Genomic DNA, 26,918 nt, shown 5'->3' with positions numbered 1-26,918 from the left:
TCCTTGTTGCACTTGTCCCATGAGCAAAGAACAGCTGATCATCGTCGGATCCGGCCCAGCCGGCTACACCGCGGCAATCTATGCCGCCCGGGCGGGCCTGAGCCCCCTCGTCCTTGCCGGATCGGTCACCGCCGGCGGCGCGTTGATGAACACCACGGAAGTGGAAAACTTCCCCGGCTTCCCCGCGGGAATCCAGGGTCCGGAACTCATGGATGGCCTGCAGGAGCAGGCCGAGCGCTTCGGCGCCAAGATAGCGTTCGACGACGTCACTGAAGTCCAGCTGCGTGGCCACCTCAAGCGCGTGGTCACCGGCTCGGGCGACACCCACGAGGCACCGGCCGTCATCCTTGCGACCGGCTCCGCCTACAAGGAACTCGGTTTGCCCGAAGAGAAGAGCCTGAGCGGACACGGCGTTTCGTGGTGCGCCACGTGCGACGGCTTCTTCTTCCGCGAACAGGAAATCATCGTCGTGGGTGGTGGAGATTCCGCCATGGAAGAAGCGATGTTCCTGACCCGGTTCGCGAAGACCGTGACCGTCGTCGTCCGCAGGGAAGAGCTCCGCGCCTCCCGGATCATGGCCCAGCGGGCCAAGGACAATCCGAAAATCCGCTTCGCATGGAACTCGGCCATCACCGCAATCCACGGCGACACCAAAGTCGCCGGGGTAACCCTGGCCGACACACGTTCCGGTGAATCGCGCGAACATGCGGCTACGGGCATATTCGTGGCCATTGGACATGTCCCTCGGACGGACCTTGTTGCGGGACAAGTGGAGCTCGACGCCGAGGGTTACATCAAGGTCGACTCCCCCACCACCGTTACCAATCTCTCGGGAGTGTTCGCTTGCGGTGACGCCGTGGACCACCGCTACCGCCAAGCCATTACGGCCGCCGGCACGGGTTGCGCCGCGGCCCTGGATGCCGAACGGTACCTCGCCGCGCTCGACGACGCGGACAGCATCGCCACCGCGCTGGTGGAAGAACCAACCCATGCCTGAACTCACCCAACTAGCTCGCAGTTAATGTCGTTTAGAGGGCTCAGAACGACATCTAGTGCGAGTCAGTTGGGCAAGCGCGCTTATCAAGCCGCACCTAAAAACGACTTTTCGGCATGCCTAACTTAACGGTATCCTCATCATGTCCGTATCCCCGATGTTGAGGAAACCATGGCTGCCACGATTGTTGAGCGACCGGCGAGCAAGACCCGGTGGAGGTCCCGGCTGCTCTTGTTGGGTCCGGCTTTCGTGGCTGCGATCGCATACGTGGACCCGGGAAACGTCGCGGCAAACCTCACTGCCGGAGCGAACTACGGCTACCTGCTCGTGTGGGTCCTGGTAGCGGCAAACATCATGGCGGTCCTGGTGCAGTACCAGTCGGCGAAGCTCGGCTTGGCCACCGGCCACAGCCTTCCGGAGCTCCTGGGCAAACGCTTGGGAACCCACCGCCGCAGACTGTTCTGGGTCCAGGCAGAGGTGGTTGCCGGGGCTACCGACATGGCCGAGGTCATCGGCGGGGCGGTAGCCCTCAACCTTCTCTTCGGACTGCCGCTCCTCATGGGCGGAATCATCATCGGCGTGGCGTCAATGTTGCTCCTGGCGCTCCAGTCGTCACGGGGCCAGAAGTCCTTTGAGTACGCCATCATGATGCTCCTCGCCGTCATCGCCGTCGGATTCGTTTCGGGGCTCTTCGTCAATCCCCCCGAGACCGGTGGCGTATTGGCTGGTTTGGTGCCGCGGTTCGAAGGCACTGACACTGTCCTCCTCGCTGCGAGCATGCTCGGTGCCACTGTCATGCCGCATGCCATCTACCTGCATTCGGCCCTGGCCCGTGACCGGCATGGTTTCTCGGAAGATCCCGCTGTACGGACAAGGCTCATCAAGACCACCCGCGTGGACGTCGTGGCCGCCTTGATGCTGGCCGGAGTCGTGAACATCGCCATGCTCCTTTTGGCCGCGTCCAGCCTGCGGGGAGTCGAAGGAACCGACACCATCGCCGGGGCCCATGCCGCCGTTACATCGGCCCTTGGTCCGATTATCGGAGTGGCTTTCGCCGTCGGCTTGCTTGCCTCGGGCCTCGCTTCAACGTCCGTCGGATGCTACGCCGGGGCAACGGTCATGGGCGGACTCCTCAAAATACGGGTGCCCTTGCTGCTCCGCCGGGTGATCACGCTGGTCCCGGCGTTGGTCATTCTGGGCGCGGGCATAGAACCTACCCTGGCGCTCGTGCTGAGCCAAGTCCTGCTGAGCTTCGGCATTCCTTTCGCCTTGATTCCGCTGATCCGGCTCACCGGCAAGCGCGAGGTCATGGGCATCCACACGGATTCCACGGCACTGAAGATTGCCGGGTGGACCAGCGCAGCACTCATCGTTGGCCTCAACTGCGTCCTCATCGTCCTGACGGTCACGGGGAAGTCCTAGGCTCATGAGCAACCCCCCGGCCCTGGCCCGTCGGCTGGGTACCTTTGACGCGGTCGTGATCGGATTGGGCTCCATGATCGGCGCCGGCGTATTCGCGGCCTTCACTCCGGCCGCTGCCGCCGCAGGATCAGGACTGCTGGTTGGACTCGTCGTCGCGGCTGCCGTGGCGTTCTGCAACGCGACGTCCTCCGCCCAGCTCGCCGCCGCATACCCGACGTCGGGCGGAAGCTACGTTTACGGTCGTGAACGGCTGGGACCGTGGTCCGGATACCTGGCCGGTTGGGGATTCGTCATCGGCAAGACCGCCAGCGCGGCGGCCATGGCCATGACATTCGCCGCCTATGCCGCCCCTCCGGGATGGGAACGCCCCGTGGCCATCGCCGCCGTCGTCGTCCTCGCCGTCGTGAACTATCACGGGGTGACCCGCACGGCTGGCCTCACACGCCTTCTGGTTCTCACAGTGCTGGCGGCCCTCGCCATTGGCGTCGCAGCCTGCTGGGGCGGTTCTGCTCCCTCCACGGCCAACATTCCCGGGGATGGACTGCTTGCACACGGCTGGTACGGGATCCTCCAATCCGCCGGGTTGTTGTTCTTCGCGTTCGCCGGCTATGCGAGGATCGCGACCATGGGAGAGGAAGTCCGCAACCCGCGGCGCGCCATTCCGCGTGCCATCGGGATCGCCCTTGGCATCGCCGTCGTCCTCTACGCGATCATCGCGGTGACCCTTCTCGCCACTCTCGGTCCGGACGGCGTGGCCGGCACCCCGACGCCGCTCGCTGCCGCGGTCGGAGCCGGGACTTTCTCCTGGGCCGTTCCGGTGGTCCGCGTGGGAGCCGCCGTCGCTTCCCTCGGTGCCCTGCTGGCCCTCATCGCCGGTTTGGCTCGGACCACCCTGGCAATGGCCAGGCACCACGACCTGCCGCACTGGCTCGCCGCCGTCCACCCCCGGTATCGTGTCCCGCACCGGGCCGAAGTCACCCTCGCCGTCGTGATCTGCGTAATCGTCGCGGTCGCCGACTTGCGCGGCGCGATCGGCTTCTCCTCGTTCGGCGTGCTCATCTACTATTTGGTCGCCAATATTGCGGCGTTCACCCAGCCGGCCGAAGACCGCCGATACCCCAAAGCGCTCCAAGTGTTCGGAGCACTGGCTTGCGTGATCCTCGTGGCCACGCTTCCGCCGCTATCGGCGGGCTTGGGCGTGCTGATGTTCGCAGCGGGCATCATCCTGCGCGTCGTCAGGCTCAAGCGATAGCGTCAAGGGCAGCCGCAGAGGCGGCAGGCCGTTCCTTCGGCGGCATCCGCCGCGACGGCCGCCCGGCAAACAGATTGAGGACCGCGACCGCACCGAGGGCGAGCAGGATGGCCCGATTGCCCAGCGCCCCCATGATGAAGGTCGCCAGGGGCGGCCCGGCCACCCAGGCGAAGGAGACAATCGCGCGCGTGTTCACCACATCAGTAGCTCCGGCGCCTGAGTGCCAGCGCAGGGTTAAGGAACGCGAACTGGAACCCCCACAACAGCGCCGCAGACGGGACGAGCAATCGCTTCATGCTTCCATTCCGGTTCTCCACGTCCTCAACCCTAGAAGCCCTCCGGGCCGCGAGGGAGGCCCTGCCGGTACCTGTATCAGCAGGTCTTCCAGCTGGTCAGGGCTGATTTTGGCCGTAAGACCGATAAGATCCGGCCGATGGCACGGCTCTGACAAAACCCGAATCAGGGGTGGACGGCGGAGGTCGCACAGAGCAGGATTGAGCCATGAGCATCCATGAGGCACTTCTGAAGCAGGCCAGCATTACCGCCACGGAAGCCACGCTCGTGGCGAAGTTCGAGATCGAGGGCAACATCCCTGGTTCCGGCGCCTTTGTCGTGGGCCTGGTCGCGGCGACTCCTGATTATTCCTCTCAACGAAGACTGGGCATCGAGTTCATGAACGGAGAGGCGATCGCCTTCTTCTCGTTCAACCACGACCAAAGCGCCGAAGAGAACTACGACCTCAAGGGTGTTGAGCACTCGGGGAACACCATAACGGGCCATTTCCCCCTCTCGGCGATCAACGGCCTTGGCAAGGGACACGTGATGACGGCCTTCAGTGAAGCCGACGGCCGCGAGTTCCAGTCCGGCGTCGCCGTCGACGAGTCGCTCTAGGATCGACTGCCTACGGTCCTGGGAAACCGCACGTCGATTTCTTTTCTTCGGGCGTGCGCGGCGCGATGCGTCGCGCCGTTTCTATGTGCAGCGTGTCATGTGACACATGCGCGCGAAGGAATAGTGCTTGCCGGGTTACCGTTGACGCGAGTAGTTCATAACAACGACGGCAGGAGAATCCGTGGACTTCACCCCCGAATCCGGCACCATCACTATGTTCTCGACCACTTGGTGCGGCTATTGCAACCGCCTCAAGAAGCAGCTGGACGCCAAGGGCATCGGCTACAACGAGATCAACATCGAAGAGGTTGAGGGCACTGCCGAACTCGTGGAGAAGCTGAACGGCGGCAACCAGACCGTCCCCACGGTCCTTTTCCCGGACGGTACCGCGGTCACCAACCCTTCCGCAGCCGAGGTCGAAGCGCGCCTCGCCGCCTGACGCCCACGAGGGAGTTATCCGGGTGGTGCGACCGGTTCCAGGCGCACCACCACTGACTTGGACGCGGGAGTATTGCTGCCTTCGGCGGTCGAATCCAGCGGCACAAGGACGTTCGCTTCCGGGTAATACGCAGTCACGCAACCACGGGCTGTCGGGTACGCGATCAACCGCAACTGGCGCAGGACCCGGTCCACGCCGTCGTCGGCTTCGCTGTGGACGTCCACATAGCCGCCATCGGCAAGGCCCAGATCGGCCAGGTCGTCGCGGTGCGCAAAAAGCACCATACGGCCCTTCTTCACGCCCCGGTAGCGGTCGTTCATGCTGTAGGTGGTCGTGTTGAATTGATCGTGGGAGCGCACTGTCTGAAGCAGCAGTCGCCCTTCCGGGACGTGGATGGTCTCAAGGTCGTTGACCGTGAACATTGCCTTTCCCGTGGCGGTGGGAAACTTCCGCTCGTCCCGGGGGCCATGGGGCAGGACGAAACCGTCACGGCTTCGGGCTTTTTGGTTGAAGTTCTCGAAGCCCGGCACCACATGGGAAATGTGTTCGCGCACTGAGTCGTAGTTTGCCTCGAAACCTCGCCAATCAACGGGGACTTTATCGCCGAGTACCGTCTGGGCCATGCGGCACACGATCGCCACTTCAGACAACACTTTGTCGGAGATCGGCTCCAGCCTTCCCGCCGAACGGTGTACCGCGCAGACGGTGTCTTCGACGGTGACGAACTGCTCGCCGCTCGCCTGGCGGTCTATTTCCGTGCGGCCCATCGTCGGCAGGATCATCGCTTGTTCCCCCACGACGGCGTGGGAACGGTTGAGCTTCGTGGAAATCTGTACGGACAAGCGGGTCTTGCCGACGGCTGCCTCAGCCGCGGTGGTGTCCGACATTGCGTGCACGAGGTTTCCACCAAGTGCTACGAGCACCTTGATCCGGCCGTCCCGCATGCCACGGATGCTGTCCACGGAATCGAGGCCCGGGTGCCGCGGCGGGTCGAAGCCGAATTCCTGCTGCAGGGCGTTGAGGAACGGTTCCGGCATCTTCTCCCAAATGCCCATGGTGCGGTCCCCTTGGACGTTGCTGTGTCCACGGATCGGCGACGGGCCCGCGCCGGGTTTGCCGATGTTGCCGCGGAGCAGGAGCAGATTGACGATCTCCTTGATGGTCGCCACGGCCTTCTTGTGCTGGGTCAGGCCCATGGCCCAGGTGATGATGACCTTCTCTGCACGCAGATAGCGGGAGGTGAGCTCATCGATTTCCTCCGCCCTCAAGCCCGTTGCGGCGCGGACGTCCTGCTCATCCAGGTTTTCGATATGGGCTTGGAACTCTTCGAGGCCTTGGCAGTGCTCCTCGATGAACGCATGGTCCAGTACCGCCCCCGGTGCTGCCTTCTCCGCTTCCAGGACCCGCTTGGAGACGGCTTGAAGCAACGCCATGTCGCCTGCGAGGCGGATCTGCAGGAACTGGTCTGCCAAGTCCGTTCCTTTGCCCACGAGCCCACGGGGCCGTTGCGGGTTCTTGAAGTTGATGAGTCCTGCTTCGGGGAGCGGGTTCACCGCGACAATGCTGGCACCGGCGAGCTTTGCCTCTTCCAGCGCGGTGAGCATCCGGGGATGGCAGGTCCCCGGGTTCTGGCCCATGATGATGATCAAATCAGCCTTGGCGAAGTCCGTGTAGGTGACGGCGGACTTGCCCACGCCGAGCGTCTCACCGAGGGCCAGCCCCGTGGACTCATGGCACATGTTCGAGCAATCGGGCAGGTTGTTGGTCCCGAAGGCGCGGACGAAGAGCTGGTAGACGAACGCGGCTTCGTTGCTCGTCCGGCCGCTCGTGTAGAAGGTGGCTTCGTCGGGCGATTCCAGGGCATTGAGTTCTCGGGCCACAATCCGGAACGCATTGTCCCAACTGATGGGACGGTAGTGGCTGGAACCTGCGGGTTTGTAGACGGGCTCCACGAGCCTGCCCTGCTGTCCCAGCCAGTATTCCGAACGCCCGGCGAGGGATTCGACGTCGTTCTCGTCCCAGAAACCGGACGGAACCTTGAGCGGATCAGCCTCCCACCCGACGGCCTTCGCGCCGTTCTCACAGAACTCGGCCAGCTTCCGCTCCGGAGGATCCGGCCAAGCGCAGCTCATGCAGTCGAAGCCATCCCTCTGGTTCATGGCCAGCAGGGACTTCCAGGTACGGGACGGCCCCATCTGGCTCAACGCACGGGGCAAGGAGTCCACCAGGCTGGGCAAACCCGCGGCGGATCGCTTCGGCGGACCGACGGTGAGGTCCGCGTCGGAATCATGGACAACGGATGGCTTCTTGTCCATTGCTCTACCTCGGTCCACTTGGTTGTGGCCTCAAGCGTAGTCCTGCCGGTATTCGTCTACAACGGCGTGCGGGTGCTCGTCACAGGGAGAAGGCCCTGGAAATCGCCGTCGATAAGTTCGGCGTATTCTGCGTAAGCCGCGACGACGGCGTCTTCCACCGTGGGTACGTCCAGCTGCGGCAAAAGGTCATTGGCGGCCCCGGCGGTGGCGGGATCCCACTCCAGTCCGAGGGCTCCGTAGCTGGCAGTGAGGACTTCGCGGATGGGTGCCGAGTTCTCGACGACGATCACCGAGCTGAACAGCCATCCCCCGGAGACCACCCTCTGGGCGGTGCCGACCAGCTTGAGCTGGTGTGTTGGAAAATCCGGGTCAAGGCCGTGGACGCTGAACTCACCGGGGCAGTACTCCCCGGGGATCTCCCCGACGGCCGCCTGGACGCCGACGCGGCGGAGCGCGCCTGCGAGGAGCTCGCCAAAGAAGGAGAAACGGGCTTTCGCCCCGGAAATCGCGTCGCTGTGTGGCTCCACATGGTCGATCACCAGGGTGCCCCGATGGTAGGCCGCTGCCCGGCCCCCCGCCTTGCGGATCAGTGGTTCGAAACCCAGGTCCCGGCAGGCCTCGGATGCGGCCTGGAATCCCGGCAGCTTGGCATCGCGTTGCCCGAACGCCACGGTAGGGCGGGGCCGGTACAACCGCAGCGTTGGCGCCAGCAGCCCCCTGCGGGCACGGTTGAGGAGCTCGATCCCGAAGTCCAGGTCATCGGCGACGCCGAGCGATTCTTCCTGGCGCACCACCGTCAGCGTGCGCTGTGTTCGGGCGAGGTCCTCAACCATCAGCTCTTCCTCAGCGTGAGGATCTGCTCGGCGCGGCCGAACGGGCCGCTGATGTCGTGAAGCACGGTGGACGTCAGGCCGATGCCGTCATTGCCGAAGGAGACCATATTGTCCAGGCCCAGCCATTCGCCCGCAGGTTCACGGTACATGTGGACCTGCAGGTCAAGGTTGGGGAAGATGTAGCTGTTCTTGCCGGGCGAAACACGGGCGGCAATACCGTTGGCTGTGTCCACCAGTCCAACGAGCCTCGCGAGATCGCGGCTGTCCGCCGCGTCGGTGAGGGGATGCTCCGTGCGGATCCAGACTTTGCCCGAGCCTGCCCGGTGCCCTTCTGCTATCCGCATTTCCAAGGACCGGATATAGCCACCCGGCCACACGCCCGCACCGTCCCACGGCTTGCATTCGTCCGGGGCCGGCATGGCAACGTCTTCTATGGCGGCGACGGCACTCGTGTCGCTGGTAGCCATGCGCCAGGCGGTGGCCCGGATAGCCACGCGTCCTGCCGCTGAGAGTTCCGCCTGGATCAGTTCAATCGTCCTGCCGGGGCGGACCGTAGCTGTGGTGATTTCGAATTCGCCGCCCGGGATCAAGCCCAGGATTTCGTAGCTGAGGCGGGCCATCCGGACGTCGTCGCGCGGCTCATGGCGGAGCAGGGCATCGGCCATGATGCCCGATGCGGGCGCCATGTGCTGCTCGTGCGGATTCCATGCGCCCTGGGCGTGGATGGTCGAGCGGAACCGCCCATTTCCGAGCGATTCGTAGTAGAAGTCGCCTTCCGCAAGGTCCGGAAGCTCAATACTCAACGCCTGCCCTTTCGCCGGTCCGGTAATGGAACTCAGACCACTGTATCTTCTGGCGCCACAGCCGTCCGACGTCGACGCCGCATGACCAGGCAGACGGCAAGTCCGGCAAATGAGAGGACCAGGAGAATGGCGGCCAAAGGGGAGGCCGCCATGACCGCAAGCCACGCATCTATCGCCGCCAGTCCGATGGTCGCGTAGACGAAGGCCCAGATGCCGGAGCCTACTATTGCCGCAGGGAGATACCGGCTGAGTGGCATTCTTCCAGCCCCCGCAGCCAGGTTGACGGCGGTTTGGAGTCCGATAGTAAGGAAGGTCAGCACGACGGCGTAGGGGCCAAAGCGCTGAATCATGGCCTGCGCTTTGCTTGCCTTGGGGCAATGCAAGGCACGTGCGAATCGCGTGCGTTCCATTCCGGCCGCTGCGCCGCGGCCGATCCAGTACGTCGCGTTGACCCGGACCATCACCACAGCGAAAAGAGCCACGAGCGCCACCTCAAAGGGCAGGTCCAGGATGTGGTCCACGCGTGCCCTCCCCGGTCGTCTCCGCAGCTAAGTCTTACCTTAGCTCAACGCGCAAGACGGCCAGCCCTGGGGCTACGAACTCCCGCCTGCGCGATCGATCGTGAAATCACCACCCGGATACAGGATGGTCTCGTGACCATCGTCAAAACGCACGAAGTACGGCGGCGCACCATTTGCACCGCGGACTTCGATGATCTCGCCGTGCCGGTCGGACGCCCCGACCGTTCTGCCATGAATGATGATCCGATCTCCCTGGGCTGCTTCCACAGGAACCACCTCCCAGCATTCACATTACGAGTGTTGGGCCGTCGTGGGAACAGGCTGCAGGCGGCCGATCCAACTGGCCGTGCGGTGGCACGTCGCAGCTCCTAAAGTGTCAGCCCCCTCCCCTACGTTTGACGAAATGGTCGCCGTACTTACTCGCCTTAGAAGAGGGAAGCCAGTGCAAAGTCAAGAACTGAAACCGGAACAGACCACGACGGCAGCAGCAGCAGCAGCGGCGTCGTTCGCGACTCCCTCCGCGCGCACCTCCATGCCGGATTGGTACCCCGAGCTGCTTGCCAGTGTCTCCAAGGAAGTCAGCACGGGACGTTCACGGGCCATTTCCGCAGCGAACAAGGCGCTGCTCGCTTCCCGGCAAACGTCGCGGCCACGGGACGTGCCCCTGCCGTAGAACCTGAACGCAAGCTGTGAATTCGGCCGTTGCCCGTCTTCTGGGTTCAACCCGCGCGATTCAAGGCGTAGCCTACATTCATACGCGTCTGGGGGCCCTCGTCTCTTGGAGGAGCCATGCGCAACCCAAAAAAGAACAAGCGGCTGACGTCCATCTTGGGCGTCTTGTTGCTCGCCGCGGGCGCCCTCGGCGGAATCGCCGTTCCGGCCCATGCCGCACCCCCGACTGTCGTGAGCCTGACGTTCGATGACGGCAACGACAATCAACTCGCTGCCGAACAGGTACTCAAGGCCCACGGGCTGGTGGGAACCTTCTTCATCACCACCAGCTGGATCGGATCGCCGGGTTACCTGACCCAGGCAAATCTGCAGACCATCGCCGGCGACGGAAACGAGATTGGCGGCCATACCGTTACCCACCCGGATCTGACCACCCTCACCCCTTCGGCCGCCAGCGCGGAAATCTGCAACGGCAAATCGACGCTTGAAAGCTGGGGATTCCAGGTGAGCGACTTTGCCTATCCCTTTGCAGCAGAAAACGCCGCTGTCCAGGCTGAGGTCAAGAACTGCGGATTTGCGAGCGGACGGGGCCTGGGAGATATCCGCTCCCCCGCGAGCTGCGCGGACTGCCCGTTCGCAGAGACCCTTCCTCCGGAAAACCCGCTGGTCACCAAGGCGCCGGATGAAGTAGACAGCACTTGGACCCTGCAGAATCTGGAGGATCTGGTCACCAATGCCGAAAGCACTGGCGGATGGCTCGAGCTGACTTTCCACCACATCGCGGTCGGAACTGATCCGACGCTGACCATCAGCCCGACGCTCTTTGACACTTTCGTCACTTGGCTGGCTGCGCGGACCGCTAACAGAACGACTTCGGTCAAGACGGTGGCCCAGGCCTTGGGGTAACAAGATCAAGCGGCTGACGATGGGAATTGCAGCTCAGGCCGTCGCTTGGCAACCTCGTTCAGAACGGTGGATACCGCTTCTCTGACCACCTCCCCCTCCGCGCCCATTTCCCGAGCGGCGTCCAGCCCCGCCGTGGCGTGGCCTACAAACGCTTCCCAGTCGCCTCCCCCGGCCCGGAGCGCCCTCAGCGGCGCCATCAGGGCGGCGCGGCACAGCCACTCGTCTCCCTCCCGGGCCCACCGATCCATCACGCTTCCAGCCCGCGTCTTGGCCTGCCCTTCCAGCCCGGCAATCAAAGGTCCGATCACGTCAACCGCTAGCGGATCGACCAGTTCGCGCAGCCTTCCTTCACGGACAAAACCCTCGAGCCGCGTCAGATCGGTATTCGTCAGCAGATGGACCTTGGACTGCAGAAGGACGATTGCCGCGAGCCGGCGTTCGAAAACGGGAACCTCCCACAATTCCGAGCTCAAGGCAGTGACCTCGTCGTGCGCGAGTCCCGGGTGGCGGCGGAGGGCGTCGCGAACCGTTCCACGGATAGCCCCGATCGAGGATCCGTACTGCTTGAGCCTGTTTCCCAGCCGTGCCTGCGCCTGCTCTGCACGGATCCAAGAGCTTTCACGGCGCAAGGCCTCATCGATGAACTCGGCGGCGTCACTCATGCGAACATTCTTTCGCAATAGTGTCCGGTCAGACGTACTCGCCAAACCAGGCCAGCATGTCCTGCCAGGCGGCTGTCGCCTGCGTTTCGTTGTACCGCTCGCTGGTGTCGTTGTGGAAGGCATGGTCGACGCCGGGATAGACAGTGAGCTTGTGGCGGACCTCGGTGGCTGCGAGCGCATCCCGAAGTGCCGGCATTGCGCCGGTGATGCGTTGGTCGAGTTCGGCATAGACCCCAAAGACGGCCGGTTTGATGGACGGAACCTTCTCCAGCTCGGGTGCGGGGCCATAGAAGGCCGCTGTGGCTTTCAGCCTGGGTATCTCGGTCGCGGCCTGCCAGGTGATGCCTCCGCCAAAGCAGAAGCCGTTCATCGCGATCCGTTCGCCGTCAACAAAATCGAGTGATCGGAGATAGTCGAAACCCGCGGAGAAGTCGGAGACATGGCGCTCGGCTCCTGCCCGTGTCAGCGCTCCGGAGACGGCGTCGGCATCCAGGTTTGATGTGCCTCCTTCCCTGCTGAGAAGATCCGGGGCCAAGGCAACGTACCCGGCCTTGGCAAAACGGCGGGCCACGTCCTGGATGTGCGGGGTCAGTCCGCGGTTCTCGTGGCAGACGAGCACCGCCGGTCCCGCATCGGACCCCTCAGGCCGGGCAAGGTAGGCGCTGATCCCGGTTCCGCCGGCGGGGAACCGGACGGCGGCCGTCACAAGTCCGGACGCGCCCTCAGGTACGGAAAGCGGACTCTTCGCTCCCGGTACTGGTCCGGCAGTCGGCGTCGCCGGGGGCCGGGCGGACGAAGCTTCGGGGCTTGGCATGGGATCGGTGCTTCGCGGGACGTCATCCGGAGCACATCCGAGCTGCAGCATCGTCGAGGAGGCCGCAGCCATGCTCCCGGTGATAAATGCGAGCCGACGAATGAATGCTCGCTGCGACATGTCTCCCGAGCGGTAGTCGTCGAAGAATTCTTCGACCAAGTACTTTTCGAATTTCCCGAGCTGGATCATGGAAGGCCTCCTGAGTTTGCCGCATATCCTCCTCCCAAGACCGTCACCGGGCAAGAGTGCCCAAGATGATGGGTGTAGCCGCCAAGTAATGAGACACTCGGTTCCATGCGTGAATTCGTGGTTCTCGGCACCGCCTCCCAGGTCCCGACCAGGACCCGCAACCACAACGGATACGTGCTCTACTGGGATGGCGAGGGCCTGCTCTTCGATCCTGGAGAGGGCACCCAGCGGCAGATGATCCAAGCTGGTGTCTCGGCCAGCCAGCTCACGCGTATCTGTATTACCCATGTCCACGGAGACCACTGTTTCGGGCTGCCGGGCGTGCTTTCGCGTATGGCTCTGGACCGGGTGGAGCATCCAATCCACTTGCACTATCCCGCGTCCGGCGAGGACATGATCCGCGCCCTCGTGGCTGTTGCGTCGCCCGGCATCGACCTTCGGCTTCATCCGCACGGCGGTGCCGGTCCTATCGCGGCAGGAGTGGAGGTGCGCCCGCTGCTCCATCGAATCGAGACATACGGTTACAGGGTTGTCGAGCCCGAAGGCCGCAGCCTACTGCCGGAGCGGCTTGCGGCGGCGGGGATTACCGGATCCGATATCAGCCTCCTGCGGCGGGACGGGAGCCTGGGCGGCGTGCGCTTGGAAGACGTGAGCGTGCCGAGGCCCGCACAGAGCTTCGCCTTCGTGATGGACACGGCGCCATGTGACGGTGCTGAGGAACTCGCCGAGGGGGTGGACCTTCTCGTCGCTGAGTCCACTTTCAGCGACGACGACGGCGCCCTCGCCGCTCAGTACCGCCACCTCACCGCCGGGCAGGCCGGGGCGTTGGCTGCCACTGCCGAAGCGGGCATGCTGATCCTTACCCATTTCTCCTCGCGCTATCCCGACGTCGGACTACTCGCGGAGCAAGCCCGGGCGCGGTCCGGCGGAGCTACCGTCATCGCCGCGAACGACCTGGACCGGGTTCCCTTCCCGAAGCGGCAGCGGTGGTTGTAGAGGTCGCGAAGTACATGGCAATTTTGTGATGCTTTCGGGTACGTTCCCGGATACTCTGTCCGTGGGGAGGGCCACATAGGCACACCCAGGCGCCCGCCAATGTGGGCGGGCTTGTCATCTATTCAGCTCTGGGGGCCGAAATGACAAACGAAATGCGGCCGCTGGATCGCGTCGGCTCTTTTAGCGGCCTGGTTGAGGCCGTGCCGGACGCTTTGCTCGTGATCGACGCGGACGGTCAGATCGCGTTCGGCAATGCCTATTCAGAGCAGCTCTTCGGTTATTCGCGTACCGAGCTGCTGGGCAAGCACTATGAGATGCTCCTTCCGGCGCGGTTCAAGGGCCAGGGTGGCGCCATCCGGGACCTCTTTGCCAGTGATCCTGGAATACATCGGGCCGGGACTGACCTGAAACTGTTCGGCCGCCACAGCGACGGCACGGAGTTTCCCATTGAGGTCAGCTTCGCTCCCCTCGGCGTCGGACCGGGCATGCAACTCGTCGCCTCCATCCGCGAAGTAAGTGACCGCGGCCGTGTTGACGCCGAACTCCGTGATGCCCTCTCCCTTCTCAGTGCCACCCTGGAGTCCACAGCCGACGGCATTCTGGTTGTCGCGGCAGACGGCTCTATCGCGGGGGCGAACGAGCGGTTCGCCGAGTTGTGGGGCATCCCCACGGATCTTCTGGAGTCCCACGACGACGGCCGGCTGTTGGCTTTCGTCCTCGACCAGCTCACGGATCCCGATGGCTTCATAGCCAAGGTCCAGGAACTATACGCCGATCCGGGGGCGGAGAGCCTGGACATGTTGGAATTCCGTGACGGGCGGACGTTTGAGCGGTATTCCCGGCCCCAACAAGTCGGGGATGAGATCGTGGGACGGGTCTGGAGTTTCCGTGACGTCACGTCCCGCGAGCGCGCACAGGACCAGGCGCGGGAGGCGCTCACCCAAGTGGAGGGTCTGGCCGCCATCGTTGAGTCCTCGGCTGACGCGATCATCGGTATGACGCCTGAGGGCATCATCACCAGCTGGAACCCCGGGGCGGAGAAGCTGTACGGATTCACTGCCGCTGAAGCGACCGGGCAGAACGTCCGGCTCCTCATTCCGGACTACCTCCAGTCCGAGGACGAGGTGCTGGCCGCTGTCCAGAATGGCGGACAGGCCCGTAGCTTCGAGACAGACCGTGTGCGTAAGGATGGGTCCATCGTGCCGGTGTCCCTGACGGTCTCCCCGATCCGCGGCGAAAACGGGGTCATCGGAATTGCGACCATCGGGCAGGACATTACCGCTCGGCGTGCCGCAGAAGCGGAACTGTTGGCCGCCCGTGAGGCGGCCCTGGAATCGAGCAGGTTGAAGTCCGAGTTCCTCGCGACGATGAGCCATGAGATCCGTACCCCCATGAACGGAGTCATAGGCCTGACAACGCTGTTGTTGGACACGCCGCTGGATGAAGCACAACGCAAATACGCCGAAGGGGTTCAGACCGCTGCCGGAGCTTTGTTGACCCTGATTAACGACATCCTGGATTTCTCGAAGTTGGAAGCGGGGAAAATCGACCTGGACATCACGTCCTTCGATCCGCAATACCTGATGGAGGAAGTCGCCTCGCTCCTCGCCGAAGCAGCTCAGGCCAAGGGCCTGGAACTCATCGCGTACTGCCACCCCGGTGTTCCCGCGCAGCTGGCCGGTGATGCCGGCCGGATCCGGCAGATCCTGTTGAACCTGGCTTCGAACGCCGTAAAGTTCACTGCGTCCGGTGAAGTCGCCATCCGGGTGACCGTCGCGGACCAGGACGCGAGAACCGCGCTTGTGCGATTCGAGGTCAGCGATACCGGTATTGGTATCGATGCAGCGGATCATTTGCGCTTGTTCGATTCGTTCTCCCAAGCGGATGCCTCCACCACGCGTCGGTACGGTGGAACCGGGCTGGGGCTGGCCATCTGCCGGCGTCTGACGGAAGTTATGGGCGGGGACATCGGTTTGACCAGTAGCCCTGGTGTGGGAAGCACGTTCTGGTTCTCTCTCCGATTGCCGCTGGCCAAGGAACCCGGGCGGGTTCCCGACCGTCCGGTCCCGGGCCTACTGGCGGGTCTGCGCGTGTTGGTGGTCGACGATAATGCCACCAACAGGTTCGTGTTGGAATCGCAATTGAACACGTGGGGGCTGCGGCCGGACGCGGTAGCGGACGCGCGCACGGCCCTCAAGCGGTCACGGACGGCAGCCGCCGCTGGGAAACCCTTCGACGTTGCGGTGCTCGATATGTGCATGCCGGACATGGACGGCCTCGAGCTTGCTCACGAGCTCTCGAGCGACCCGGGCCTGCGGGGCATCCGGCTCATGATGCTGACGTCCGCGTCCCAGGTATCCAAGACCGATATGACTGATGCGGGAATCAGCGAATGGCTCACGAAACCTGTACGCGGCTCAGAACTCTACGACCGCCTGATGCGGCTGGTAGCTGGCAACCCAGCGACCGACACGGCATCCGCACTAGCACGGCCCCCGAGGCCGGACAGGCCTTCCAAAGGAAGAATCCTTGTAGTGGAGGACAACGAGGTGAACCAGCTCGTCGCCCGTGAAATGGTTGCCAAACTGGGCTACGAAGCCGAGGTGGCTGCCGATGGCGCCGAGGCTGTCTCCGCCATTGCCACCCGCTCCTATGCGGCTGTGCTCATGGATTGCCACATGCCCGTCATGGACGGCTTCGAGGCCACCAGGAGCATTCGGGCGCGGGAGAACCGCTCCGTGCGCCTGCCCATCATCGCCATGACCGCCGGAGCCCAGGACGAAGACCGCGAGCGCTGCCTCGCAGCCGGTATGGACGACTACCTCAGCAAACCGGTCGATCTGGCTGCCCTGGATGAAGCCCTGAATCGGTGGGTTCCCCAGCGGGAGAGGATCTAGGACGCAATGAGCGTGGACGCGGAATTGGCGAAAGCCCTGCTTACGTAGGGTTCTCCGCGTGTATGGCCGCCCGTGGCCTTGGAAAACGAGTAGGCGGCACTCGTGCTTCAGGGCCGCGAAAGATGTTGAATTAACACAGGAACACATCCGCGGCTTGAGACAGACCAGCCGGCCCTCCGGGACCGGGCATTGGACGGGGCCGACGGCGGGAGGGCCCCTGGAGCCCGGGGCTCGGGGCTCTCTACCCCAGACGCCGCCGGCCCCCCGACGTTGCCCAGGGGAACCCCCGCTCGGCTCACCAGGTTTGTGCGCCGTCTGTTCTTTTTGTGCGCCTGCCGGAGCACAATTGAGAAATGTTGGACCGTGGGCGGTGCGGCATGAAAACTCTCTCCAGCTGTCCCGGTCCTCCCTTTCATCAGCCTGTTGTGAAAGGAAACCGAGATGTTCCAGCCAAGCAAACGACTAACAGCGTTGGGATCCGCACTCGTGCTTTTTCTGGCAATGTCCGCGGTGGCGTCGTGTTCCGGGCCAACCCGTGAGCCTTCCCCGGCCACGTCAAACGGGACGCCGACAGGGCCGACGTCGGGGTCAGCCTCCCCGACCGTGACCTCGACAGCGACCCCGGACGCCGCGGAGCTCTGCGGCGCAGGGTCCGCCATCCACTATGACCGCTCCGCTTTCCAGTTGACGCCCAGGATTGACAACAAGTGGTTTCCGCTGAAGCCCGGCATGCAGTACACGACAAAAGGCACGGTGAAGAGTGCCGACGGCACCTCCGAGCGCACGGTCGTCCACTCCGTGACCGGACTGACAAAGGTGATAGACGGCGTGAAGACCCTCGTGATGTGGGACCGGGACTACTTCGACGGGCAGCTGGTGGAATCCGAACTGGCTTTCTTCGCCCAGACGGAGAAGGGGGCGGTCTGGCTCTTCGGGGAGTACCCGGAAGAGTACGAGAACGGCACTTTCACCGGCGCTCCCCACACTTTCATTAGCGGTATTTCCAAGGCCCAGGCAGGGATCGCCATGCAGGATCAGCCCGTGACCGGTACGCCCGGGTACGTCCAGGCCCACGCACCCGACGTGGGCTTCCTCGACTGCGGAACCGTCTTCAAGCAGCACGAGCGGGTGTGCGTCCCCGCCGCGTGCTACGACGATGTGTTGGTCATTGACGAATACAATCCCCTGGAACCGTCTGTGGGCCATCAGCAAAAGCTCTATTCAGCGGGCACGGGGCTCGTGAAAGTGACAGCGGTAGGTGGTGCGGACCAGGAGTCGTTGGACCTCATCACCGCGGAGGCGCTCGCGGACTCCAAGCTGAGCGAAATCAATCAGCAAGCACTGGAATTGGACGAGCACGCCTACCAGGTCAGTGCGAGTGTTTACGGCACAACGCCCCACGCCGAGATTGCGGCGCCGGGTTCCGGCGGTTAGTCCGAACTACCACTATCATTTGCTAAAAGACGGAAAATTCCCTGTTAACATCCTGAGAATCATTGCATTGAGCGTTGACCGCGGGTTTGCTCGGGGCTCATCATTGACGTACACGTCTGGGGGCGCTTTGGCACTGTTCCAGGGAGCGGCGTGGTGGACAAGTACCGGGGATATAACGCTTTCAGCGGGCACTCACCAGTAATCGATTGTGAAGTGTCTCCTCCCCGCTGCGGCTTCTCCACTGTCACACCCCGAGAACCGGGTGACCGGCCATGATGGGCACGATCCTCCGATGGGTACTCCAGTTCCGGTTTCTGGTCCTGGCATTGGCAGCGGGGATCCTGGGGTTCGGCTTCACGAGCCTGCCGGGCATGGCAGTGGATGCCTTCCCGGAATTCGCCCCTCCACAAGTTGAAATCCAGACCGAGGCCCTGGGGCTCTCCGCCGCGGAAGTTGAACAGCTGATCACTTCCCCCATGGAGGCGGACCTGTTGAATGGTGTGGCCTGGGTGGAAGCCATTCATTCCAGATCCGTCCCGGGCTTGTCATCGATCCAGATGGTGTTCAAGCCGGGGACCGACCTTTTTCGGGCCCGCCAGCTTGTGTCCGAACGTCTGACCCAGGCACGCGCGTTGCCGAACGTGTCTGCCGCGCCCGTCCTGATGCAGCCGCTCTCATCGACGAGCCGGGTCATGATGATTCGGCTGACCTCCCAAGAGATGTCGGCCATTGACATGTCCGTTCTGGCCCGCTGGACCATGAAGCCCGGCCTCCTGGCGGTGCCCGGCGTCGCGAACGTGTCTATTTGGGGCCTCCGCGACCAGCAACTGCAGGTCCTGGTCGATCCTAAACAACTTGAGGCCAAGGGCGTGACGCTGGACGAGGTCATTACTACCACCGGCAACGCCGTGTGGGTGTCGCCGTTGAGTTACCTTGAGGCGTCCACACCCGGCACCGGCGGCTTTCTGGAGACCGGCCACCAGCGGCTCGGAGTTCAGCACGTCCTGCCGATCACCACGCCCGAGGATCTGGGCCAAGTCAGCCTGGAGGGGCCGGCCGGAAAGCTGGTGTTGGGCGATGTCGCCCACGTCGTGACCGATCACCAGCCGCTGATCGGGGATGCACTTTCCGGCAAGGATGCCGAATTGCTCCTCGTCATCGAGAAGTTCCCGGAGACGAACACGATGGACGTGACCCGGGGCATCGATGATGCGCTCCATGCCCTCCAGCCCGGGCTGTCCGGCGTCACGATCGATACCACCGTCTACCGACAGGCAGCGTTCATCCAGGAAGAGGTCGGCACGCTTGGTGTCGCACTGCTTGTCTCCCTGCTGCTGATAGCCACCATGTTTGGCGCGTTCTTCCGCTCCTGGCGCACCGCGGTCATCAGTCTGGTCACGATTCCGGTCTCACTGACGGCGGCAGCCTTGGTGCTGTATCTGAGAGGCACCGGGATAAACACGATGGTCCTGGCCGGGATGATCCTGGCCTTGGCCGTCATCGTTGGTGACGTCGCCGAAGACCTCTATGGTGCAGTCCGCGCTGGCAGGGCAGGCGCCCGGTCCGGCGTCGGGCCCGGCGTCGCGGAGTCGAGCGCCGCCTTGGTGACGGGGTCCCTGCGGGCAGTGCGAACGCCGATTCTCTACTCTCTGCTGATCATGGCGTTGTCGGTGCTGCCCGTGATCTTCGTCCCGGGCGAAGACGGAGCGCTCTTCGGCCCGCTGCTCCTTTCCTACCTGCTCACCCTGGCTGTCGCGATGATCGTGGCGCTGACTGTAACCGCGGCGCTGGTCTTCGTCCTGCCGGTCGGCCGGACCACCGCAAGGGAAGGACGCACCCTGTCCCGGGTCCACAGCCGATACGGCCGTGCCTTGTCCCGGGCAGCGGGAAAGGCTCGGTGGGTATTCGCGAGCGCTGCGGTCATCGCCCTTGCCGGGCTTGCCCTCGCGCCCCAGCTAGCCACCGGCCGTCCGACAGTGCCCGTCCTGCCGGACAAGACACTCGTGGTGCAGTGGAGTACGATCGCCGGCACATCAGACCAGGAAATGAGCCGGATCACTGATGCGGCCGCCCAAGAGCTCCGGGCACTTCCCGGCGTGGCCAATGTGGGGGGACACGTCGGGCGCGCGATCACCTCGGACCAGGTGGGTGACATCAGCGCCGGGGAGCTCTGGGTGACGGTTTCCGCGGAGGCCTCCTACCGCGACACGGCGGCGGCAGTCCAGCACGTGGTAAATGGGTACCCGGGGTTGACCAGCAAGGTATCCACGTACCCGCAGCAGAAGATCGACCAGATCCATGAGGCCGCCGACCCCGGATTCACCGTCCGGGTATACGGCCTGGATATGGCCACGCTCCGCCAGAAAGCTGAGGAAGTGCGGCAAATCCTGGCCCGGACCGGCGGCGTCGTCAATCCCCATGTCGACGCGGCTGTCCAACAACCAATCGTCGAAGTCCAGGTTGACCTGGCCGCGGCCCAGAAGGCGGGTGTCATCCCCGGCGATGTCAGGCGCGCGGCCGCTGCCCTGCTGCAGGGAATCGAAGTCGGCAACATCTACCAGCAACAAAAAGTCTTCTCGGTGATCGTCAAAGGAACCCCGTCCACCAGGAACAGCCTTACCAGCGTCCGCGAGCTGCTGATCGACACCCCTGGCGGCGGGCACGTACGCCTCGGCGACGTTGCCCAGGTCAACATGGTCGGGAACGAGGCGGTCATCCTGCACGATGACACCTCGCGCCGGATCGATGTGAAGGCTGAAATTCAGGGGCGCGCGCTCAACGACGTACAGCAGGACATCGAGAAGGGCCTCCAGCAACTTCAGTTCCCGCTCTCTTACCATGCGGAAATCCTCACCCAGTACGCAGAGCTGCAGAATAGCGCCCGCTGGCTGTGGCTGCTGGCGGCGGTCGCTGCGGCCGGAATCCTCGTGCTTCTCCAGACGGCGCTCGGAAGCTGGCGGCTAGGTGCGACGGTCTTCCTGGGCCTGATTGCGGCGCTCTCGGGCGGGGTGCTCGCAGCCCAAATGACGGGCGGAATCAACTCCTTGATCTCGCTTCCTGCCTTCTCCGCCGTCCTGGGCATCGCCGTGCGTGGCTCCATCCTGCTGATACGGCACGCCCGAAGCTTGGGATCCGAGGATAGCGCGGCCCACGGGCCCGCTCTCGTGATCCGAAGCGCGCGGGACCGGTTGATGCCCGTGCTGATGTCGGCCCTGATGACGGCTCTTGCCCTACTGCCGCTCGTACTCATCGGTGGCGTGGTCGGAACGGAAATCATCCAACCGCTCGCCGTCATCATCTGGGGCGGGCTGCTGACCACGACGCTTTTCCTGCTATTTGTCTTGCCCGCACTGTTGCTTCGATTCGGACCGGATCCGGCGCCTAGGACCGCAACCCGGAACGATTCGCTGCTCCGGGCACAGAGCGAGGATGCACCATGAAAAAGATAGCTTCCCGGCGGAGCCGCAGCACCAAGGTCCTGATCGCCCTGGTGGTCGCCGCGTTCCTGACGCTGTCGCTGCCAGCCTGTTCCCAGCCGCCAGCCGAAGCCGTGCCTGCCGCAGACAACCCAGCCACCCTGGAAGAAGTCCCGGGGACGGACCTGCACCGCATCACCCTGACGGAACGCGCCGTCGAACGGCTGGGGCTAAAGACCGGGATGGCGGCGTCGGGTCCGCAGGGGAAGCTGACCGTCCCCTACGGGGCAATCCTGTACGACAGCCAGGGCAGGACCTGGGTCTACACAAATCCGGAGCTCCGTGTGTACGTCCGCCAGGCGGTAAATATCGAGCGAATCGCCGGCGAAGCCGCCTTGCTGAGGGACGGTCCGCCGGTCGGCACGGTGGTGGTAACGCTGGGGGCCGAGGAACTGCTCGGCGAGGAATTCGATACGGCCCACTGAGATGCGTTGGATCATAGGCATCAGCCTCAAATTCAGGACGGTGGTTGTTGCACTGGCCTGCGCGGTTATGCTGTTGGGCTCCGTACAGTTGAGCTCAGCGTCCATCGATGTCTTTCCAGAATTCGCGCCCCCGCGCGTGGAAATCCAGACGGCCTGCCTTGGCCTGACCGCGCAGGAAGTGGAAGAGCTGGTCAGCGTCCCGATCGAGGCTTCCCTCAGCGGCATGCCCGGCCTGGATGAGCTGCGCTCCAAGTCCGTGCCCCAGCTGTCCTCGATCGTGCTCGTCTTCAAGCAGGGTACCGATCTGCTGAACGCCCGCCAGGTGGTATCTGAACGGATGGCGGCAGTGACCACCGCTTTGCCCACCTGGGCGGCTCCGCCGGTCATGCTTCAGCCTTTGTCGTCGACGAGCCGCGTGATGAAGATCGGCATGACCTCCTCCGACCGGTCCCTCATCGAGATGTCCATGCTCTCTTACTGGACGATCCGTGCCCGCTTGCTCCGGGTGCCCGGGGTGGCCAACGTCGCCATCTGGGGTGAACGGCTCCAGATGCTGCAGGTCCAGGTGCAGCCGGACCGGCTCAAGGCCGAAGACGTTTCGCTCAACCAGGTCATGGAAGTCACCGCCGGAGCCGTGGACGCCGGCTTGCTGAAGTATTCCCCCGGCCGGTTCATCGGCACTGGAGGTTTCATTGACAGTCCGAACCAAAGAATGGGCGTCCAGCATGTCCAAGCGGTTTCCAGCCCCGAGGACCTGGCGCAAGTCACCATCAGGGAAAAGGACGGCGTCGCGCTGCACTTGGGCGACGTGGCCAAGGTCGTCGAGGACCACCAGCCGCTCATCGGCGACGCGGTCATCAACAACGGGCACGGACTCATGCTCATCGTCGAAAAACTCCCCTGGGGAAACACCCTCGATGTGACGAAGGGAGTTGAGGACGCCCTCCGCCAGCTCCAGCCAGGGTTGAGTGGAATCACCTTTGATACCACCATCTTCCGTCCGGCGAGCTTCATCGAGGAGGCGATTTCCAACCTCAGCCTCGCGCTGCTCCTGGGCTGCCTGCTGGTCGTCATGATCCTCGGCGCCTTCCTCTTCCAGTGGCGCACCGCGCTGATCAGTCTTGTGGCCATTCCACTCTCCCTCCTGACGGCGGCGCTCGTGCTGTACTTCACGGCGAGCTCCATCAACACCATGGTCCTGGCGGGGCTGGTCATCGCAGTGGGTGTCGTCGTCGACGACGCGATTATCGACGTCGAAAACATCATGCGACGGCTCAGGCAACACAGGGCCCTGGGCAGCGAGGAACCAACCGCCTCGGTAGTGCTCAGGGCCTCTCTGGAAATGCGAAGTCCCATTGTCTACGCGACCTTGATCATCGTCGTCGCGGCCGTTCCCATTTTCTTCCTCGACGGACTGACCGGCGTCTTTTTCCGGCCGCTGGCTGTCTCCTATACCTTGGCCGTCCTCGCCTCGATGCTGGTCGCGCTGACGGTGACCCCGGCGCTGGCCCTGATTCTGCTCGGCAAGGCGAAACTGGAGCGGCACGATCCTCCCCTGGTCCGGGTGCTCAAACGCGGATATCACGCCGCCTTGTCCCGGACCATGAACCGGCCCCGCTACGGCTACGCCGGTTTCGGCGCCGTCGCGCTGGCTGGTCTGGTGATCGCTCCCCTGCTGGGCCAGTCCTTGTTCCCCACCTTCAAGGAACGGGACTTCCTGATGCACTGGGTCTCAGAACCCGGCACATCGGCAGCAGAGGAATACCGCATCTCACAAAGGGGCTGTGAGGAGCTCCTCAAGGTGCCCGGAGTCCTGAACTGCGGAACACACATAGGCCAGGCGTTCACCGCAGACGAGATCGTCGGCGTCAACGCTGGGGAAAACTGGATCAGCATCGACCGCCACGCTGACTACGATAAGACGGTGGCAGCTGTCCAGGAGGTTGTCGACGGCTATCCGGGCCTGCACCGCGACGTCCAGACCTACCTGAAAGAGAGAATCGAAGAGGTCCTGACCGGCTCCAGCGAACCAATCCTGGTCCGGGTCTACGGGGATGACCTGAACGTGCTGCGGGACCAGGCCCAAAAGATCAAATCCATTCTTGACCACATCCAGGGCACCAATGAACCCCACATTTCCCTGGAAGTCGAGGTGCCGCAGATTACGGTCAAGGTGGATCTTGCCGCGGCACAAAAGTACGGGATGAAACCCGGCGACGTCAGGCGGGCAGCCGCGACACTCGTGGCCGGGGAAGAGGTAGGCGACGTCTTCCGGGACGGTCGCGCCTATGACGTCCAAGTCTGGAGCACACCGGAGACCCGCGCCAGCGTCACCAGCATCGAAGACCTGCCGCTCGACACTCCCGGCGGACAGCGCGTCCGGCTGGCCGACGTCGCCGCTGTCAGTGTGCAAGCGACACCCAACCTCATTGACCGCACGAACGGATCCCGCCGCGTTGAGGTCGGTTCCTTTATCGATCAGGGGGCGGACCTCGGGACCGTTGTCCGCACGCTCCAGGAACGCCTCGAAGAGATGAACCTGCCGCCGGGTTACAGCGTCCAGCTCCTCGGTGAGTACACGGAACGCCAAGCGGCCACCGAACGCCTGACGATCTTCGCCATAGCGGCCCTGGCCCTGATCTTCCTGTTACTACAGGCATCGTTCCGGAGCTGGCGGCTGGCCCTACTCGCGCTGCTGACGCTCCCGATAGCCCTGGTCGGCGGAGTTTTCGCCGCCTACATCACCGGTGGGGTCCTCTCGCTCGGCTCACTCGTCGGGTTCCTCACGGTCATGGGCATCGCAGCCCGCAACGGGATCCTGCTCATCAGCCACTGCCAGCATCTGGAAAGGAACGAGGACGAAGCTTTCGGCCGCGCTCTCGTGTTGCGCGGAGCTGCGGAACGGCTTTCCCCGATCCTCATGACCACCTTGGCTACCGGACTTGCCCTCGTGCCCTTGGTGGTCATGGGCAATATCCCGGGCCATGAAATCGAACACCCGATGGCCGTGGTCATTCTGGGCGGACTCGTCACGTCCACACTGCTCAATTTGTTCATTGTTCCTTCGCTCTACCTCCGCTTCGCAAAAGCAGGGCCCATCCCGAGCGGATCTTCACGCGTGGCACGGAGTGGATCAACTTTCCTTTTCCGGAGATTCAGGCGAATGGTTCCTTCCCGAGCGCAGGAACCTAGTTAGCCGAGTTTGTCTGCCTCGCGCACGCGCCCAGCGGCGCCAATACTAAATTGTCGGTGCCTCCTGCGATGCTGTGGGTATGGATGGAAGGACAGCCTGGAGTGCGGGCAGCAGGGCGGCCGTGGGGGCCGTCGCCGCGTCCGTTGCCGTGCTGACCGCCTTCACCGGGGACGCTGATTCCTCCGAAGGCACCGACCCGCTGCGGCGTCTGGCGGATGGTTGCCTGGACGGCCTGGCCGAGGTGGCCCGGCTGGAGGCCCGGACCGCCGCGCTGAAAGCGAGGCTGGCCGCGGACTACGTCCACGCAGCCCGGGCCCTGGCGTCACCGGCCGCCTCACCGCAGGAGTCCACCGCCCAGGAGCTTGCCCTGGTCGCCGAGGTGGCCTGCGTCCTGACCGTCAGCGAACGGACCGCCGGGGCCTTCCTCTCCGACTGCCAGGCACTGACCACGGTCCTGCCGCTGACCCTGGCCGCCCTGGGGTCCGGGACGATCTCCTGGCAGCACGCCCGGATCATCATCGACGAAACCACCGGCCTGGATCCCGCCGGAGCGGCCGGCCTGGAAGCGCACTTCCTGGACCCCGGGGCACCCAACCCTGCCCGGGGCTGCCCGGCCGGTGACCTCGTCCCGTCCCGGTTCCGGGCCAAGGCACGCACCTGGCGCGAACGCCACCACCCGGTCGGCATCGAAGAACGCCACGCCCAAAAAGCCGAACACCGGCGGGTCGAATACCTCCCGGACCGCGACGGCATGGCCTGGCTCTCCGCCCACCTCCCGGCAGACACCGCGGCCGGGATCTGGGAACGGACCACCGCCGCCGCCCGCGCCCTCCAAGGCCCCCACGAGACCCGGACCCTCGCCCAGCTCCGCGCCGACATCACCGCCACCTGGCTCCTCACCAACAACACCAGCGGCACCAGCGCCGCAATGCCCGACGGCGGCACGCCCGACGGCGGCGTGGAACCGGGGCGGGCGGGGCGGGTTCCGTCCCCGCGGGCGCAGGTCCTGGTCACCGTCCCGGTCCTGTCCCTGCTGGGCGCCACCGAGGAACCGGCCATCCTCGACGGGTACGGGCCGATCCCGCCGTCCATGGCCCGGCGCCTGATCGCCGAGGGCGCCGATTCCTTCCACCGCGTCCTGACCGACCCCCGCGACGGTGCCCCGCTGGAAATCGGACGCAGCAGCTACCGCCTCACCAAGGCCATGCGCCAGTGGCTGCGGCTCCGCGACGGCAAATGCCCCTTCCCCGGCTGCAACAACCACTCCCTGGACAACGAAGCAGACCACCTCCTGGCCTGGGCCGAGGGAGGCACCACCGGCATCTCCAACCTGGGCCAGCCCTGCCCCAAACACCACCGCCTCAAACACCGGACCGGATGGACCCCCACCGCGGCCAGCAAAGACCACCCGCCCGGGTGGACCTCACCCTCACAACGGCACTACTCCGGCGAACACCAGGACTGGGAACCACCCCGCTGGCCACACCACATCCCGATCACCGACACGGACACGGACACGGACCCACAACCGGACCAAGACCTGCCCGCACCTGCGGAACCGGAACTGCCGGCGGATCCCTTCCCCGACTGGTACTCCTTCACCGCCGCACACCCATGGCCCGACCCCGACGAGGACGACATGGACGACACCGACGATCCAGGCTGGCCAGCCCCCGTGAACGACCCCTTCCCGGAATGCGCCGCGTTCCACGGCACCTGACCGACCAGAACCTTGCAAAAGGGACGCAGGCCCGCCGCCCCTGAACGCCCTCGCAACCGGCGCC

At 64.2% G+C, this 26,918-nt stretch carries 22 protein-coding genes; 14 read left to right on the top strand and 8 right to left on the bottom strand.

What is annotated here, in order from left to right; all coding sequences use genetic code 11:
* The first annotated feature begins 19 nt into the window (after positions 1–19).
* The 3 genes from trxB (at position 20) to ABD742_RS08790 (ending at position 3,668) form a co-directional block, all read left to right on the top strand.
* A complete protein-coding gene (trxB, locus tag ABD742_RS08800; RefSeq protein ID WP_234749599.1) occupies positions 20–997 on the top strand; it encodes a thioredoxin-disulfide reductase in 978 nt (325 codons plus the stop codon).
* A 168-nt stretch (positions 998–1,165) separates the two neighbouring features.
* The gene (locus ABD742_RS08795; protein ID WP_234749604.1) at positions 1,166–2,416 is read left to right on the top strand and encodes an Nramp family divalent metal transporter; all 1,251 of its coding nucleotides are present in this window, start codon (positions 1,166–1,168) and stop codon (positions 2,414–2,416) included.
* A gap of 4 nt (positions 2,417–2,420) precedes the next feature.
* A complete protein-coding gene (locus ABD742_RS08790; protein WP_234749606.1) occupies positions 2,421–3,668 on the top strand; it encodes an APC family permease in 1,248 nt (415 codons plus the stop codon).
* Here the strand turns inward: ABD742_RS08790 and ABD742_RS08785 are convergent.
* A complete protein-coding gene (locus tag ABD742_RS08785; RefSeq protein WP_234749607.1) occupies positions 3,658–3,867 on the bottom strand; it encodes a hypothetical protein in 210 nt (69 codons plus the stop codon). The two genes, ABD742_RS08790 and ABD742_RS08785, sit on opposite strands and share 11 nt — an antisense overlap.
* A gap of 302 nt (positions 3,868–4,169) precedes the next feature.
* Here ABD742_RS08785 and ABD742_RS08780 point away from each other — a divergent pair, with 302 nt between their 5' ends.
* Positions 4,170–4,559 carry a hypothetical protein gene (locus ABD742_RS08780; protein ID WP_234749609.1) on the top strand — a complete coding sequence of 130 codons (390 nt, stop codon included), beginning with the start codon at positions 4,170–4,172 and terminating at the stop codon, positions 4,557–4,559.
* A 181-nt stretch (positions 4,560–4,740) separates the two neighbouring features.
* On the top strand, positions 4,741–4,998 hold the full coding sequence (locus ABD742_RS08775; RefSeq protein WP_234749611.1) for a mycoredoxin: 258 nt from the start codon (positions 4,741–4,743) through the stop codon (positions 4,996–4,998).
* 14 nt (positions 4,999–5,012) lie between these two features.
* Here the strand turns inward: ABD742_RS08775 and ABD742_RS08770 are convergent, their stop codons facing one another.
* The 5 genes from ABD742_RS08770 to ABD742_RS08750 all read right to left on the bottom strand — a co-directional run bounded on the left by ABD742_RS08770 (position 5,013) and on the right by ABD742_RS08750 (position 9,737).
* Entirely contained in the window at positions 5,013–7,313 is a 2,301-nt protein-coding gene (locus tag ABD742_RS08770) for an FdhF/YdeP family oxidoreductase (protein WP_234749614.1), read from the bottom strand.
* A gap of 56 nt (positions 7,314–7,369) precedes the next feature.
* Entirely contained in the window at positions 7,370–8,146 is a 777-nt protein-coding gene (locus tag ABD742_RS08765; RefSeq protein WP_234749617.1) for a lipoate--protein ligase family protein, read from the bottom strand.
* Positions 8,146–8,949: a thioesterase family protein gene (locus ABD742_RS08760; protein WP_234749620.1), complete on the bottom strand. Its 804-nt coding sequence runs from the start codon at positions 8,947–8,949 to the stop codon at positions 8,146–8,148. Before ABD742_RS08760 ends, ABD742_RS08765 begins: the two co-directional genes overlap by 1 nt.
* 32 nt (positions 8,950–8,981) lie before the next feature.
* Positions 8,982–9,470 carry a DedA family protein gene (locus ABD742_RS08755; RefSeq protein ID WP_234749622.1) on the bottom strand — a complete coding sequence of 163 codons (489 nt, stop codon included), beginning with the start codon at positions 9,468–9,470 and terminating at the stop codon, positions 8,982–8,984.
* Between the two features lie 72 nt (positions 9,471–9,542).
* Positions 9,543–9,737, bottom strand: a complete 195-nt coding sequence (locus tag ABD742_RS08750; RefSeq protein WP_234749624.1) for a DUF1918 domain-containing protein — start codon at positions 9,735–9,737, stop codon at positions 9,543–9,545.
* Between the two features lie 175 nt (positions 9,738–9,912).
* Between ABD742_RS08750 and ABD742_RS08745 the strand changes: the two genes are divergently transcribed.
* Complete coding sequence (locus tag ABD742_RS08745; RefSeq protein ID WP_234749626.1) at positions 9,913–10,143, top strand: hypothetical protein; 231 nt, start codon at positions 9,913–9,915, stop codon at positions 10,141–10,143.
* Positions 10,144–10,259: 116 nt separating this feature from the next.
* Positions 10,260–11,048: a polysaccharide deacetylase family protein gene (locus ABD742_RS08740; RefSeq protein ID WP_234749628.1), complete on the top strand. Its 789-nt coding sequence runs from the start codon at positions 10,260–10,262 to the stop codon at positions 11,046–11,048.
* A 5-nt stretch (positions 11,049–11,053) separates the two neighbouring features.
* Here ABD742_RS08740 and ABD742_RS08735 read toward each other — a convergent pair whose 3' ends face one another.
* Both ABD742_RS08735 and ABD742_RS08730 read right to left on the bottom strand, forming a co-directional pair.
* A complete protein-coding gene (locus ABD742_RS08735; protein WP_234749631.1) occupies positions 11,054–11,710 on the bottom strand; it encodes a DNA alkylation repair protein in 657 nt (218 codons plus the stop codon).
* Positions 11,711–11,738: 28 nt separating this feature from the next.
* On the bottom strand, positions 11,739–12,713 hold the full coding sequence (locus ABD742_RS08730) for a dienelactone hydrolase family protein (RefSeq protein WP_234749633.1): 975 nt from the start codon (positions 12,711–12,713) through the stop codon (positions 11,739–11,741).
* A 105-nt stretch (positions 12,714–12,818) separates the two neighbouring features.
* On the opposite strand from ABD742_RS08730, the gene ABD742_RS08725 reads away from it, so the two are divergent.
* The 7 genes from ABD742_RS08725 (at position 12,819) to ABD742_RS08695 (ending at position 26,854) form a co-directional block, all read left to right on the top strand.
* The gene (locus ABD742_RS08725; RefSeq protein ID WP_234749635.1) at positions 12,819–13,709 is read left to right on the top strand and encodes a ribonuclease Z; all 891 of its coding nucleotides are present in this window, start codon (positions 12,819–12,821) and stop codon (positions 13,707–13,709) included.
* 140 nt (positions 13,710–13,849) lie between these two features.
* Complete coding sequence (locus ABD742_RS08720) at positions 13,850–16,606, top strand: PAS domain S-box protein (protein ID WP_234749637.1); 2,757 nt, start codon at positions 13,850–13,852, stop codon at positions 16,604–16,606.
* Between the two features lie 603 nt (positions 16,607–17,209).
* On the top strand, positions 17,210–18,040 hold the full coding sequence (locus ABD742_RS08715) for a hypothetical protein (protein WP_234749639.1): 831 nt from the start codon (positions 17,210–17,212) through the stop codon (positions 18,038–18,040).
* A 272-nt stretch (positions 18,041–18,312) separates the two neighbouring features.
* Positions 18,313–21,480, top strand: a complete 3,168-nt coding sequence (locus ABD742_RS08710; RefSeq protein WP_234749641.1) for an efflux RND transporter permease subunit — start codon at positions 18,313–18,315, stop codon at positions 21,478–21,480.
* Positions 21,477–21,941 carry a hypothetical protein gene (locus ABD742_RS08705; RefSeq protein ID WP_234749643.1) on the top strand — a complete coding sequence of 155 codons (465 nt, stop codon included), beginning with the start codon at positions 21,477–21,479 and terminating at the stop codon, positions 21,939–21,941. Before ABD742_RS08710 ends, ABD742_RS08705 begins: the two co-directional genes overlap by 4 nt.
* A 1-nt stretch (position 21,942) precedes the next feature.
* Positions 21,943–25,137, top strand: coding sequence for an efflux RND transporter permease subunit (locus ABD742_RS08700; RefSeq protein ID WP_234749645.1), 3,195 nt, complete (start codon positions 21,943–21,945; stop codon positions 25,135–25,137).
* A 76-nt stretch (positions 25,138–25,213) separates the two neighbouring features.
* A complete protein-coding gene (locus ABD742_RS08695) occupies positions 25,214–26,854 on the top strand; it encodes an HNH endonuclease signature motif containing protein (protein ID WP_234749647.1) in 1,641 nt (546 codons plus the stop codon).
* Positions 26,855–26,918: the final 64 nt, after the last annotated feature.

The sequence above is a fragment of the Arthrobacter ramosus genome, from assembly GCF_039535095.1.
GTDB classification, from domain to species: domain Bacteria; phylum Actinomycetota; class Actinomycetes; order Actinomycetales; family Micrococcaceae; genus Arthrobacter; species Arthrobacter ramosus.
Note: the sequence above shows the minus strand (reverse complement) of the source record. Positions and strands in the feature narration are given on the sequence as shown.